10 protein-coding genes are annotated in these 12,655 nt (G+C 65.3%); 8 read left to right on the forward strand and 2 right to left on the reverse strand.

Going from position 1 to position 12,655, the window contains the following annotated elements; genetic code table 11:
• Positions 1-55: 55 nt before the first annotated feature.
• Positions 56-427, forward strand: coding sequence for a hypothetical protein (locus AC0GNO_RS02050; RefSeq protein WP_305339249.1), 372 nt, complete (start codon positions 56-58; stop codon positions 425-427).
• A gap of 41 nt (positions 428-468) precedes the next feature.
• Here AC0GNO_RS02050 and ppsR read toward each other — a convergent pair whose 3' ends face one another.
• Positions 469-1,290 carry a posphoenolpyruvate synthetase regulatory kinase/phosphorylase PpsR gene (ppsR, locus tag AC0GNO_RS02055; RefSeq protein ID WP_472887240.1) on the reverse strand — a complete coding sequence of 274 codons (822 nt, stop codon included), beginning with the start codon at positions 1,288-1,290 and terminating at the stop codon, positions 469-471.
• Between the two features lie 251 nt (positions 1,291-1,541).
• Between ppsR and ppsA the strand changes: the two genes are divergently transcribed.
• From ppsA to AC0GNO_RS02080, 5 genes are all read left to right on the forward strand, one after another.
• Positions 1,542-3,953, forward strand: a complete 2,412-nt coding sequence (gene ppsA, locus AC0GNO_RS02060) for a phosphoenolpyruvate synthase (RefSeq protein WP_472887239.1) — start codon at positions 1,542-1,544, stop codon at positions 3,951-3,953.
• Between the two features lie 151 nt (positions 3,954-4,104).
• Positions 4,105-4,338, forward strand: coding sequence for a hypothetical protein (locus AC0GNO_RS02065; protein ID WP_472887238.1), 234 nt, complete (start codon positions 4,105-4,107; stop codon positions 4,336-4,338).
• Positions 4,339-4,355: 17 nt separating this feature from the next.
• Positions 4,356-7,133, forward strand: coding sequence for an ATP-binding protein (locus AC0GNO_RS02070; protein ID WP_472902761.1), 2,778 nt, complete (start codon positions 4,356-4,358; stop codon positions 7,131-7,133).
• Positions 7,130-7,504 carry a response regulator transcription factor gene (locus tag AC0GNO_RS02075; protein WP_472902762.1) on the forward strand — a complete coding sequence of 125 codons (375 nt, stop codon included), beginning with the start codon at positions 7,130-7,132 and terminating at the stop codon, positions 7,502-7,504. Before AC0GNO_RS02070 ends, AC0GNO_RS02075 begins: the two co-directional genes overlap by 4 nt.
• On the forward strand, positions 7,501-9,702 hold the full coding sequence (locus AC0GNO_RS02080; protein WP_472902763.1) for a 3'-5' exonuclease: 2,202 nt from the start codon (positions 7,501-7,503) through the stop codon (positions 9,700-9,702). Before AC0GNO_RS02075 ends, AC0GNO_RS02080 begins: the two co-directional genes overlap by 4 nt.
• Before the next feature lie 37 nt (positions 9,703-9,739).
• On the opposite strand, the gene AC0GNO_RS02085 is transcribed toward AC0GNO_RS02080, so the two are convergent.
• Positions 9,740-11,596 carry a putative nucleotidyltransferase substrate binding domain-containing protein gene (locus AC0GNO_RS02085; protein WP_472887234.1) on the reverse strand — a complete coding sequence of 619 codons (1,857 nt, stop codon included), beginning with the start codon at positions 11,594-11,596 and terminating at the stop codon, positions 9,740-9,742.
• Between the two features lie 168 nt (positions 11,597-11,764).
• Between AC0GNO_RS02085 and AC0GNO_RS02090 the strand changes: the two genes are divergently transcribed.
• Positions 11,765-12,061: a hypothetical protein gene (locus tag AC0GNO_RS02090; protein ID WP_472902764.1), complete on the forward strand. Its 297-nt coding sequence runs from the start codon at positions 11,765-11,767 to the stop codon at positions 12,059-12,061.
• A gap of 50 nt (positions 12,062-12,111) precedes the next feature.
• On the forward strand, positions 12,112-12,624 hold the full coding sequence (locus AC0GNO_RS02095; RefSeq protein WP_472902765.1) for a tetratricopeptide repeat protein: 513 nt from the start codon (positions 12,112-12,114) through the stop codon (positions 12,622-12,624).
• The last annotated feature ends 31 nt before the right edge of the window (positions 12,625-12,655 follow it).

Here is a 12,655-nt window from a genome sequence, read left to right on the forward strand (position 1 = left end):
TCCCGGCGCTTTGCGCAGAGCACACCCGCTCCCCGTATCAACAAGGACTTCCCGGATGAATCTGCCGAGTGTTTTCATATTCAACTGGATATTTCTGCTGGCCCTGTTTCCCGTGGCCTTTTTCTGGCTGCGCCGCGCCTGGCGCATCCTGGTGAAGAACGACTTCTCCGAGGTGGCACTGAAAAAAGGCCTGCCGCCGCCCAACGCCGAGAAGTACGCGCCCTATGAAATGGCGATCAACATGATTGGCGGCGTGGTGATCGTGGTCCTGCTCGTGGCCGTGCTGGGTTTTCAGGCGCTGGCATCGGAAGACTGGGTGGCCATTGCGGGCGTCACGCTGTGGGTGAAACTGTTCGCCTCGTTTGCCCTGGGTCGCCAGGCCCACGGCCTCGGCCCGGCCAAGAAGAAGCCCGCCGCTGGCAAATAGGGGCGGTGTCCCCGCCACGCACCCGCGTGCGTGGCGGGGGCTCAATAGCTGAGCTGTTCGGGCCGGATTTCCTGCAGGATGGTGGTGGCGATTTCTTCGATCGACTTCGTCGTTGTCGAGAGCCATCGGATGCCCTCGCGGCGCATCATGCCTTCGGCCTCACCCACCTCCATGCGGCAGTTTTCCAGGCTGGCATAACGCGAGTTCGGCCGCCGCTCGTTGCGGATCTCGGACAGGCGTTCCGGGGCGATCGTCAGGCCGAAGATCTTCTTGCGGTGCGGCACCAATGCGGGCGGCAATTTGCGGCGCTCGAAGTCTTCCGGGATCAGCGGGTAGTTGGATGCCTTCAGGCCGTGCTGCATGGCCAGGTAGAGCGAGGTCGGTGTCTTGCCGCTGCGGCTCACGCCGACCAGGATCACGTCCGAACCGGCCAGGTCGCGGTGGCTCTGGCCGTCGTCGTGCATGAGCGAGAAGTTGATCGCTTCGATGCGATCGTGGTATTCCTTGCTCTTGGACACGTCCGAAAAGCGCCCCACGCGGTGGTTGGACTTGATGCCCAGCTCGGCCTCCAGCGGCTCCACAAAGGTGCCGAACATGTCGAGCATCATGCCGGTGCAGTGTTCCTTGAACACCTGCAGGACTTCCATGTTGACCACCGTGGTGAAGACCAGGGGGCGCCGGCCTTCGACCACGGCGGTGTGGTTGATCTGGCGCACCGCCTGGTGGGCCTTGTCCACACTGTCAAGAAAAGGCAAGCGCACCCGCCGCACCTGGGCTTCGAACTGGGCCAGGATGGCGTTGCCGAAGGTTTCGGCGGTGATGCCGGTGCCATCGGAAACGAAAAAGACGGTTCTGTTGGGCATGAAGCGGTCCCGGGCTGGGTGGTTGCAAAAATATTCAGGCGGTGCCCCCGCGGTTTTCACGCCGCAGGGCGGCGGTGTGCCGTCTGAAACGGGCTGGCGCCCTACAATCGCGGGTTCGGGCCCCGGTCATTATCCCGGTTCCGGCCCGCCAGATTTCAGCCCCGTTGCCCGGTGCAAGACCCACAACAGAACCACAGGTCGATAGCACGGTGCATGGAGCCCCCGGTTTTTTAACCTTGAGGAGTCTTTCCATGTCCAACCTGTTTTCCCCGACCGATCTGGTCGTGCCCTTCGAACATTTGCGAATGTCCGACGTCGAATCCGTCGGCGGCAAGAACGCCAGCCTCGGCGAAATGATTTCGCAGTTGCCCAGCGGCGTGAAGGTGCCGACCGGCTTTGCCACCACGGCGCACGCCTTCCGTGAATTCCTGAAATACGACGGCCTGACCGAGCGCATCAACGCCCGCCTCGACGCGCTCGACACCGAAGACGTGCGCGCCCTGGCCGCCGCTGGCGCCGAGATCCGCGCCATGGTCGAAAACCAGCCTTTTCCGGCCGACCTGGAAAAGGCCATCCGCGACGCGTTCACCACGCTGGTGGGTGACAACGACAAAGCCACCTTCGCCGTGCGGTCCTCCGCCACGGCCGAAGACCTGCCCGACGCTTCGTTCGCCGGCCAGCAGGAAACCTTCCTCAACGTGCACGGCATCGACGAGGTGCTGCACAAGATGAAGGAGGTGTTTGCCTCGCTGTACAACGACCGCGCCATCAGCTACCGCGTGCACAAGGGCTTTGCCCACGCCGACGTGGCCCTGTCGGCCGGCGTGCAGCGCATGGTGCGCTCCGACACCGGCGCGGCCGGTGTGATGTTCACCATCGACACCGAATCCGGTTTTGAAGACGTGGTCTTCATCACCTCCAGCTACGGCCTGGGCGAGACGGTGGTGCAGGGCGCCGTGAACCCCGATGAGTTCTATGTGCACAAGCCCATGCTCAAGGCCGGCAAGCGCGCGCTGATCCGCCGCAACCTGGGCAGCAAGCTGATCCAGATGACGTTCACCACCGCCGAAGAAAAAGCCGCCGCCGGCGCGCTCAAGGGCAAGCTGGTGAAGACGGTGGACGTGCCGGTCGAACAGCGCAACCGCTACAGCCTGAGTGATGCCGACGTCGAGCAGCTGGCGCACTACGCCATGGTGATCGAGCAGCACTACGGCCGCCCGATGGACATCGAGTGGGGCAAGGACGGCATCGACGGGCAGCTGTACATCCTGCAGGCCCGTCCCGAGACGGTGAAGAGCCAGACGGCCGGCAAGACTGAGGTGCGTTACAAGCTCAAGGGCAAGGGCGCCGTGCTGGCCTCCGGTCGCGCCATCGGCCAGAAGGTCGGAACCGGCCCGGTGCGTCTGGTGCACAACATCAGCGAGATGGACAAGGTGCAGCCCGGCGACGTGCTGGTGACCGACATGACCGACCCGAACTGGGAGCCGGTGATGAAGCGTGCCAGCGCCATCGTGACCAACCGCGGTGGCCGCACCTGCCACGCCGCCATCATCGCGCGCGAGCTCGGCATCCCGGCCGTGGTGGGCTGCGGCGACGCCACCGAAACCCTCAAGGACGGCACCCTGGTGACGGTGAGCTGCGCCGAGGGCGATACCGGCCACATCTATGACGGCCTGCTGGAGACCGAGATCACCGAAGTGCAGCGCGGCGAGATGCCTCCGCTGGACGTGAAGATCATGATGAACGTGGGCAACCCCCAGCTGGCGTTTGATTTCGCGCAGATTCCCAACGGTGGTGTGGGTCTGGCCCGTCTGGAATTCATCATCAACAACAACATCGGCGTGCACCCCAAGGCGATCCTGGACTACCCGCAGATTGATGCCGACCTGAAGAAGGCGGTTGAATCGGTGGCGCGTGGCCACGCTTCGCCGCGCGCCTTCTATGTGGACAAGGTGGCCGAAGGTGTGGCGACCATTGCCGCAGCTTTCTGGCCCAGGCCGGTCATCGTGCGCCTCTCGGACTTCAAGTCCAACGAGTACCGCAAGCTGGTGGGCGGCAGCCGCTACGAGCCCGATGAAGAGAACCCCATGCTGGGCTTCCGCGGCGCGGCACGCTACATCAGCGAAGACTTCCGCGAAGCCTTCGCCATGGAATGCGAAGCCCTGAAGCGTGTGCGCGAAGACATGGGACTGGACAACGTCCAGGTCATGGTGCCGTTCGTGCGCACCCTGGGCCAGGCCCAGCGGGTGACCGAGTTGCTGGCCGAGAAGGGCCTCAAGCGCGGCGAGAACGGGCTCAAGGTCATCATGATGTGCGAGATCCCGAGCAACGCCGTGCTGGCCCACGAGTTCCTGCAGTTCTTCGACGGCTTCTCGATCGGCTCGAACGACCTCACCCAGCTCACCCTGGGCCTGGACCGCGACTCGGGCCTGGAGCTGCTGGCCAAGGATTTCGACGAGCGCGACCCGGCCGTCAAGGCCCTGCTCAAGATGGCCATCAGTGCCTGCAAGGCCGAGGGCAAGTACGTGGGCATCTGCGGCCAGGGCCCCAGCGATCACCCGGATTTCGCCCAGTGGCTGCAGGCCGAAGGCATCAGCTCGATCTCGCTGAACCCGGACTCGGTGGTGGACACCTGGCAGCTGCTGGCAGCGTCCCAGAAGTAAAGCGCGGGCAAGCCACGGCGCACGGCGGCAGGGGGCAACCCTTGCCGCCTTTTTTGTTGCGTTGCAACGTAAGCCCGTGGTCAGTGCTTGGGGCACAATCCTTTGAGACTGGCGCGGCGATGCATCGCGCCCGCCGCTTGAGGAGACACACATGTTTCAAGGCCTGGATGCCCAACGCCTGGTGGCCCTGTTCGTGGCCGGCTGGGCCTTGTTGAGTTTTCCGTTGCTGGCGCTCTGGGACCACGAGGCGCGGGTCTTCGGGTTGCCACTGTTTCCCCTGGCCTTGTTCGGCATCTGGGCGCTGCTGATCGCGGCGCTGGCCTGGATCGTCGAGCGCGGACGTGAACGCGATCCCGCCGCCAGCGACACCGCCCGGCCCCACTGACGCAACACGACCCGCCCATGCTGTCCGCCCCGCTGGTCATCGCCGTTTCGTTTGCCTACCTGCTGCTGCTGTTCGCCGTGGCCTACTGGGCCGACTGGCGCGCGGCGCAAGGCCGCTCGGTGATTTCCAGCCCCTGGGTGTACGCCCTGTCGATGGCGGTGTACTGCACCGCCTGGACCTACTTTGGCAGTGTGGGCCGCGCGGCCAACTCGGGCGTGTGGTTCCTGCCGATCTACCTGGGTCCGATGCTGGCCATGATCCTGGCCTGGATGGTGGTGCGCAAGATGATTCGCGTGGCCAAGACCTACCGCATCACCTCCATCGCCGACTTCATCGCCAGCCGCTATGGCAAGAGCCCTTTGCTGGCCGGCCTGGTGACGCTGATCACGGTGGTCGGCATCGTGCCCTACATCGCCCTGCAGCTCAAGGCGATCGCCAGCGGTTACGCTGTGCTGACCTCGCCGCTGGGCTCACCCGCGGTGCAAAGTGCGCAGTGGTGGACCGACAGCACGCTTTATGTGGCGCTGATGCTGGCCGGTTTCACCATGGTGTTCGGCGCGCGCCACCTCGACAGCACCGAGCGGCATGAAGGCATGGTGGCGGCGATCGCTTTCGAGTCGGTGGTCAAGCTGGTGGCCTTTCTGGCTGTGGGCCTCTTCGTCTCGTTCGGCTTGTTCGCCAGCCCGGCCGCGCTGTTTGACCAGGCCTACGCGGTGGCCGAACTGCGCCGCTTGTTGCAGTTCGGCCAGGACCAGCCTTTTGCGTATCCGCAGTGGTTCGGCCTCACCCTGCTGGCCATGCTGTCGGTGATTTTTCTGCCGCGGCAGTTCCAGGTGATGGTGGTGGAAAACGTCGACGAGCAGCACCTGCGCCGCGCGGTCTGGGTGTTTCCGCTCTACCTGCTGCTGATCAACCTGTTCGTGCTGCCCATTGCCATCGGTGGCTTGCTGCACTTTGGCCCGGGGCGCATGGACCCGGAAACCTTCATCCTCTCGCTGCCCCTGTCGCAGGGCCATGGGGGGTTGGCGCTGGCGGCCTTCGTCGGCGGTCTCTCCGCCGCCACGGGCATGGTGATCGTCGAAGCGATCGCGGTCTCCACCATGGTCTGCAACGACCTGGTCATGCCCATCCTGCTGCGCATGAAGCGTTTCGGTGCGCGCGCCAGCGGAGACCTCACCGGCCTGCTGCTGGGCATCCGGCGCCTGGCCATCCTGGGCATCCTGCTGCTGGGCTACCTGTATTTCCACCTGGCGGGCGAGGCCTACGCGCTGGTCAGCATCGGCCTCATCAGTTTCGCCGCGGTGGCGCAGTTCGCCCCCGCCATGCTGGGCGGCCTGTACTGGAAAGGCGGCACACGCCGTGGCGCCCTGGCCGGTCTCCTGCTGGGTTTCGGCTTCTGGGTCTACACCCTGATGCTGCCTTCGCTGGCCAAGTCGGGCTGGCTGGATTCGGACTTTCTGCAGTTCGGCCCCTTTGGCTGGCACTGGTTCAAACCCGAGGCATTTCTTGGCCTTTCGGGACTCGACAACCTGACGCATTCGCTCTTCTGGAGCCTGCTGGCGAACATTGGCGCCTACGTGGGTGTGTCGCTGTGGCGGGCGCCGTCGGCGGCTGAAACCAGCCAGGCGCTGCTGTTCGTCGACGTGTTCAACCGCACGGCGCATGCGCGGCCGGTGTTCTGGCAGGGCAAGGCACAGGTGTCGGCGCTGCTGCCGCTGACCGGGCGCTTTCTCGGTGTGGACGTGGCACAGCGACTTTTCGAAGGGTATGCGAGGCGCCTCGGTGTGGCCGGCATCGACCAGATTCCGGGCGATGCGCGTCTGGTGCAGTTCGTCGAAACCCAGCTCGCGGGGGCGATCGGCAGCGCTTCGGCGCGGATCATGGTGGCGGCGGTGGTGGAAGAGGAAAAACTGGACCTGGGCGATGTGATGCGCATCCTCGACGAGGCCTCGCAGCTGCGTGCCTATTCGCATGCGCTGGAGGACAAGTCGCATTCGCTGGAGCGGGCCACGGCCGAGCTGCGCGAGGCGAACGAGAAGCTTCAGAGCCTGGACCGCATGAAGGACGACTTCATGTCCTCGGTGACGCACGAGCTGCGCACGCCCTTGACCTCCATCAGGGCCTTGTCGGAGCTGATGCGGGACGATGACCACATGGACACGGCGCAACGACAGCAGTTCCTGGGCATCATCGTCACCGAGGCCGAGCGGCTGAGCCGGCTGGTGAACCAGGTTCTGGACATGGCCAAGATCGAGGCCGGGCACGCCGAATGGCATGAAACCGATGTGAACCTGCGCGAGCTGGCTGAACAGGCTGCCAGCACCATGATGGAGAGCTACCGCGAGCGCGGGGTGGCGCTGGTGCTGACCTTGCCAGGGCAGGTGAATGCCGTGCGGGCGGACGCCGATCGTCTCACACAGGTGGTGCTGAACCTGCTGTCGAATGCCCTGAAGTACGCCCCTCGAGAAGGGGGGCGCGTGGTGCTGCGCCTGCATGAGGATCCGGACCGCCTGACTGTGGAGGTCGAAGACAACGGCCCGGGCATCCCGCTGGAACAGCAGGCCGTGGCGTTCGAGAAGTTCCGGCAGGTGACCGGCGACGATCACTACCGGGCCGGCGGCACGGGGCTGGGCCTGCCCATCAGCCGCCAGATCGTGGAGCATTTTGGCGGCAGCATGTGGCTGCGCTCGACGCCGGGGCAGGGCGCCTGCTTCGGTTTCTCGCTGCCTCGCCACGCACAGACCGCTGTCGATGGCACACACAACGACAAACACCAGAGGAGCACAGAAACATGAGCCAGAAAATACTGATCGCCGACGACGAACCCAACATCCTCATTTCGCTGGAGTTCCTCATGAAGCGCGAGGGCTTCGAGGTGGTGCTGGCGCGCGATGGCCAGGAAGCGATGGATGCGATTGCGCGCGAGCGCCCGGCGCTGGTGTTGCTCGACGTGATGATGCCGATCAAGACCGGTTTTGATGTCTGCTGCGAAGTGCGTGCCAACGAAGACCTGCACGACACCCGCATCCTGCTGCTCACCGCCAAAGGCCGCGACACCGACGTGGCCAAAGGCCTTGCCTTGGGCGCCAACGCCTACATGACCAAGCCGTTCTCGACCAAAGAGCTGGTGCAGAAAGTGCGTGAGCTGCTGGGCGCGACGCCATGAGCGGGCAGAAGAAAACCGACCGCCGTCTGTGGTGGCTGCTGGGTGTGGCGGGCCTGGTGTCGGTGGCGTGGTTGCTGGCGACTTTGGGTCTGTTGGGTTCGACCCTGGAGCCGGACGACCGCGCGGTCGTCTGGGGCCTGCTGGGGGATCGACTCATGCTGGTCAGCCTGACCTGGGGCGCTGGCATGGCGGCCATCGCCTGGGGTCTGAAGCGCTGGTTCGACCACTGGGTCACGCCCTCGGTGCAACTGGCCGAAGAGGCACAGGTGCTGCTGCGCACCGACGTCGTGCGTGAACTCACGCCCAAGGGCAACGTCGAGACCAAGGTGCTGGTGGGGCTGTTCAATCAGCTGGTGGGGCAGCGCGAAGAGCTGCGGCGAGAGATGGACGCCAAGGTGCATGAAGCGGCGCAAGGCATCGAGCAGGAAAAGTCGCGCCTGGCTGCGTTGATGTCCGAGCTCACGCAAAGCGTCGTGGTCTGCAACCTCGACGGCCGCATCATCCTCTACAACAACCGCGCGCGCATGCAGTTCCGGGCGCTGTCGCAGGCGCCCGGCGTGGCCGGCGGCGCCGAGTTGATCGGCCTGGGGCGTTCGGTCTACAGCGTGTTCGACCGCAAGCTGGTGGCCCACGCGCTGGAGAACATCCAGCAGCGCATGCTGCGCGGTGCCGGCCAGCCCTCGGCACAGTTCGTCACCACCACGGCGGCCGGACAACTGCTGCGGGTGCAGATGGCGCCGGTGCGCTCGCCCCAGGCGCAGGCCGCCGAGGCGGCGGCCGACCGCATCGAACTCACCGGCTTCGTGCTGATGCTGGACAACATCACGCGCGACTACGAGGCCGAGTCGGCCAAGGACCAGGTCCTTCACTCGCTCACCGAAGGCAGCCGCTCGGCGCTGGCCAACATGCAGGCCGCGATCGACATGCTCGATTACCCGGACCTGGAAGCCGCCATGCGCGAGCGCTTCCTGGGCGTCATCCGCGAAGAGACGCGCGCGCTCAGCCAGCGCATCGGGGCGCTGGAAGCGGGTTCGGCCGACAGCCTCAAGACCCGCTGGCCGCTGGAAGACATGCTGGGTGCCGACCTGGTGAATGCGGCGCTGCGCCGCATTGAGGTCGTGACCGGCCTGCCGGCTTCTGCGCTGGACGTGGACAGCGCCCTGTGGCTCAAGGTGGAGAGTTTTTCGATGCTGCAGGCGCTGGTGTACCTGACCGGCCGCCTGGCCGACGAGTTCCAGGTGCGTTTCGTGCAACTGCGTCTGGCGCCCGCGGCGGGCAGCCCGGGCAAAGCCCAGCTGGACCTGATCTGGTCGGGCCCGGCGGTGAGCACCGAGACGGTGATGAGCTGGGAAATGGACCCGATGAAGGTGGGCGCTGACACCACGCGCCTGACTGTTCGCGACGTGGTCGAGCGCCACGGAGGCGCTTTCTGGTTCGAGCGCGAACGCGTGCGCCACCAGGCCTTCTTCCGTTTCCTGCTGCCGCTGGCAAACCCCCAGGAGCAGGTGGATGCCGCCACCTTCCTGAAGAGCGAAAGCCGCCCGGAGTATTACGACTTCGACCTGTTCAAGACCACCGAGCAGACGCGCACGCTGGACGACCGCAAGCTCGTCGATCTGGTCTACACCGTGTTCGACACCGAGACCACCGGGCTCAACCCGTCACAGGGCGACGAGATCATCCAGATCGGTGCGGCGCGCATCGTCAACAGCAAGCTGCTGCGCCAGGAGTGTTTTGAACAGCTGGTGGATCCGAAGCGCCCGATCCCGGCGGCATCGATTCCGATCCACGGCATCCAGCCCGAGATGGTGCTGGGTCAGCCCACCATCGACCAGGTGCTGCCGGCGTTTCATGCGTTTGCGCAAGACACCGTGCTGGTGGCGCACAACGCCGCGTTCGACATGCGCTTCCTGCAGCTCAAGGAGGAACAGGCGGGCGTGGTCTTTGACCACCCGGTGCTCGACACGCTGCTGCTCTCCGCGCTGATCCATCCCAACCAGGATTCGCACCGGCTGGAGGCCCTGGCCGAGCGCTTCAACGTCACCGTCATCGGGCGCCACACCGCCCTGGGCGATGCCATGGTCACCGCCGAGGTGTTCGTGAAGCTGATCCCGATGCTGGCCGAAAAGGGCATCCACACCCTGGGCCAGGCGCGCGAGGCGGCGCAGAAGACGTACTACGCCAGATTGAGGTATTGACCCTCCGCGCCGCGTTCTCAGGCGCGGCGCGGGAGGGTCAAAAGTGATAGCGCTGGCCCAGCACGCTTTGCAGTGACTGGACGACCGTGAAGGCGTCCTTGAGCTGGGTGCGTTCGAAGTTGGAGATGTCGTCCGGATTCAGGTAGTTGTCGGGGTCCAGGCCGGCGGCGATCTGGCGGGCCTGGTGCTGTATGCGGGTGAAGGCCAGAAACTCCAGCGCATCGCGCAGGTCGCGGGCGCTCTGTTCGCTGATGGAGCCGCCCGCTGCGGCACTCAGCAGCCGGTCGTGGGTGTTGACAGCGTCGTCGCCACCGGCCAGCGCGTAAACCCGCGCCAGGTCGACGATGGGCACCACGCCGGTGTGCTTGAGGTCGATGGTGCCTTTGTGCTCGCCGCTGCGGATGCTCGAGATGCCCTTGAACATGCCCAGTGGTGGCTGGTGCGTGAGCGCGTTGCCCACCATGTGGGCAAGGAAGATGCTGTTGCCCTTGGTGCGTTCGAGCACATCGTGGCGCAGTTCGTCGAGCAGCCGGGCATTGCCGTGCACCGCGCGCAGGTCGAAGAACACGCAGGTGAGCATCAGTGACTTGGGATCGGGCTGGCCGGTCCAGCGTGCGAAGTACTCGGCCCAGCGCCGGCTCGGCTGGCGCCAGGTGTCGGTCATGGCCATCATTTCGCCGGGACAGTACACGTAGCCGCAGGCGTCCAGCCCGTCGCAGACGAATTGGGCCAGGGCTTTGAAGTAGGCGCCGTGTTGCGCCTCGTCGTAGCTGTCGTCGAGCACCATGCAGTTGTCCTGGTCGGACTTTGCGGTCTGTTCGCTGCGCGCCTGGGAACCGGCCGCCACCCACACATAGCCCACCGGCGCCGGGCCAAACCGGGCTTCGCCGAGTTGCAGCAGCCGGCTGGTGATGGCGTCGGTGATGGCGGTGATGATGTGGCCGGTGCTGTAGGCCGATGCCTGGGCCGAGGCCAGGCTTTGCTGCAGGCGCTTGATCTTGGTGCTGGCCTGCTGCAGGCCTTCGATGCTGGATTGTTTGTAGATGTCGCCCGCCAGGTACACGGCCGAGGTGCTGTGCTGTTCGGTCAGGTCGGTGGCGGTGATCATGCCGACGATGCGCTGGCCATCGAGCACCGGCACGTGGTGGATGTTGTGGCGCGCCATGAGCAGCAGCGCATCAAAGGCCGGGTTCTGCACGTCGATGGTCATGGGGGCCAGCGTGGCGATGTCCATGATCGGGCGTGATGTGTCCATGCCGGCGGCGATCACGCGGTTGCGCAGGTCGCGGTCGGTGATCAGGCCGAAGAGGTGGCCCTGTTCCACGATCAGGACCGACGACACCCGCTTCTCGCTCATGACCTGCGCCGCCTCACGGACGCTGGTTTGCGGGGGCAGGGTGATGGGCGCGCGTTTGATCAGCGCGCGCACCGGCGTGGTCATCAGGTTGAGCGCGGGGTCGGTCTCTGTTCCGGTGCTGGCACCGGATGTGCGCGGGCTGCCCGCACCCCGGGGCAGAAAATAGGCCAGGGCAGGGGCCTCCTGACGCAGCGCCTTCAGGGTGGCGTGCTCCAGTTGCGCGATGCTGCAGGCACTCAGGGCCACCGCCGAGCTGACCATCAGGTCCGCGCCCTGGTCCAGGCCAAAGAACTCGCCTGCTTGCAAGCCGAGCATCGGTTGACCATCGGCGTCCTGCAACTCCACGGTGCCATCGATGAGCCAGTAAAGATGGGTCGTGAACGCCTCGCCGTCTGCCACGCGTGCACCCGCCTCGTACCGTTGAACCGTCAGGGCTTTGGCCAGCGAAGCCTGGGCGCCGGAAGGCAACCGGCCGAACACACGATGGTCTTCGATGGTGGTGGTGAGAGAAGGGGATTTGCGGGCGGATGCACTCATGTCCTGGACCTGTTGGGATGCGTGTCGAGCATGCTACACCCCGCGAGAAGGGGCTATCGCGGGTATACCCTGTTGGCGTTTGACCTGTGTCACGGGCGATGTCGATGATTCTGTAAGAACTTGGTAAGCTCGAAATCCAGAATGGCGCCACCCTGTCCTGAGCCTCGCATGTTGATCTTCCTCTCTGCCGTCAAACTCGTTGCCGAAATCGCCCTGCTGGCGCTGCTCGGGCAATGGGTGTTGGGTTTGCTGGCGGGCCAGCGTCGGGCACAGAACCTCTTCTACCAGCTGCTGCAGCAGATAGCCCGGCCATTTGTCCAGCTGGCTGGTTGGGTGACGCCACGGGTGGTGCTCGAGCGCCACCGACCGCTGGTGGCCTTTCTGATCCTGGGTTTTGTCTGGCTGGCGGCCACGGCGGCCAAGATTGCCCACTGCCTTGATATCGGGGTGCAGCTGTGTCGATGAAGGCGTGGCTTCTCTCTCGGTTGGGGCGATGGCAGATCCGGTTGCTGTTGATGTTCGGACTGGAGCGGCAGGCGCTTGCGCAGGTCTTGCGTCGCCTCGATGCCCATCCCTCGGACGCGTTTTCTCTGGCCACGGGCGCACACCTCCACGCCAACCTGGGCGACCCAACCGCTGCGCAGCGACTGCTGGAGCGGCTGCACCCTGAGCGGGCGGACGGCTGGTTCAATCTGGGCTATGTGTGCGAATCGCTGGGCCTGTTGGCGGCGTCCGAGGTGGCGTTCCGCCGTGCGATCGCCCTCGATCCCCGGCTGGACCGGGCGTGGTACGGCCTGTCGCTCAGCCTCATCGCCCAGCAGCGCCTGGACGAAGCCCTGCTGGCGCTGCGCAAGAACACCGAGCTGCAACCCATGAACCCCTATGGCTGGTACCAGATGGCCCGGGTGCAGGTGGATCTGCAGGCGCCTGAAGAAGCCGAAAAAATCATTCTCCACCTGCGCGGGTTTGAGCCGCGTGTGGCAGCCCAGCTGGAGCGCGAGACCGGCCTGGGGGCCGTCCGTGCCTGAGGCCCGGTTGTTAGCCCTCACCGCGTGGCGG

The organism is Hydrogenophaga sp. L310, from assembly GCF_055703065.1.

What these genes read in the sequence shown, in the direction of transcription:
- AC0GNO_RS02050 (WP_305339249.1), top strand. Translation starts at nt 56, where the DNA reads ATGAATCTGCCGAGTGTTTTCATATTCAACTGGATATTTCTGCTGGCC.
- ppsR (WP_472887240.1), bottom strand. Translation starts at nt 1,290, where the DNA reads ATGCCCAACAGAACCGTCTTTTTCGTTTCCGATGGCACCGGCATCACC.
- ppsA (WP_472887239.1), top strand. Translation starts at nt 1,542, where the DNA reads ATGTCCAACCTGTTTTCCCCGACCGATCTGGTCGTGCCCTTCGAACAT.
- AC0GNO_RS02065 (WP_472887238.1), top strand. Translation starts at nt 4,105, where the DNA reads ATGTTTCAAGGCCTGGATGCCCAACGCCTGGTGGCCCTGTTCGTGGCC.
- AC0GNO_RS02070 (WP_472902761.1), top strand. Translation starts at nt 4,356, where the DNA reads ATGCTGTCCGCCCCGCTGGTCATCGCCGTTTCGTTTGCCTACCTGCTG.
- AC0GNO_RS02075 (WP_472902762.1), top strand. Translation starts at nt 7,130, where the DNA reads ATGAGCCAGAAAATACTGATCGCCGACGACGAACCCAACATCCTCATT.
- AC0GNO_RS02080 (WP_472902763.1), top strand. Translation starts at nt 7,501, where the DNA reads ATGAGCGGGCAGAAGAAAACCGACCGCCGTCTGTGGTGGCTGCTGGGT.
- AC0GNO_RS02085 (WP_472887234.1), bottom strand. Translation starts at nt 11,596, where the DNA reads ATGAGTGCATCCGCCCGCAAATCCCCTTCTCTCACCACCACCATCGAA.
- AC0GNO_RS02090 (WP_472902764.1), top strand. Translation starts at nt 11,765, where the DNA reads ATGTTGATCTTCCTCTCTGCCGTCAAACTCGTTGCCGAAATCGCCCTG.
- AC0GNO_RS02095 (WP_472902765.1), top strand. Translation starts at nt 12,112, where the DNA reads ATGTTCGGACTGGAGCGGCAGGCGCTTGCGCAGGTCTTGCGTCGCCTC.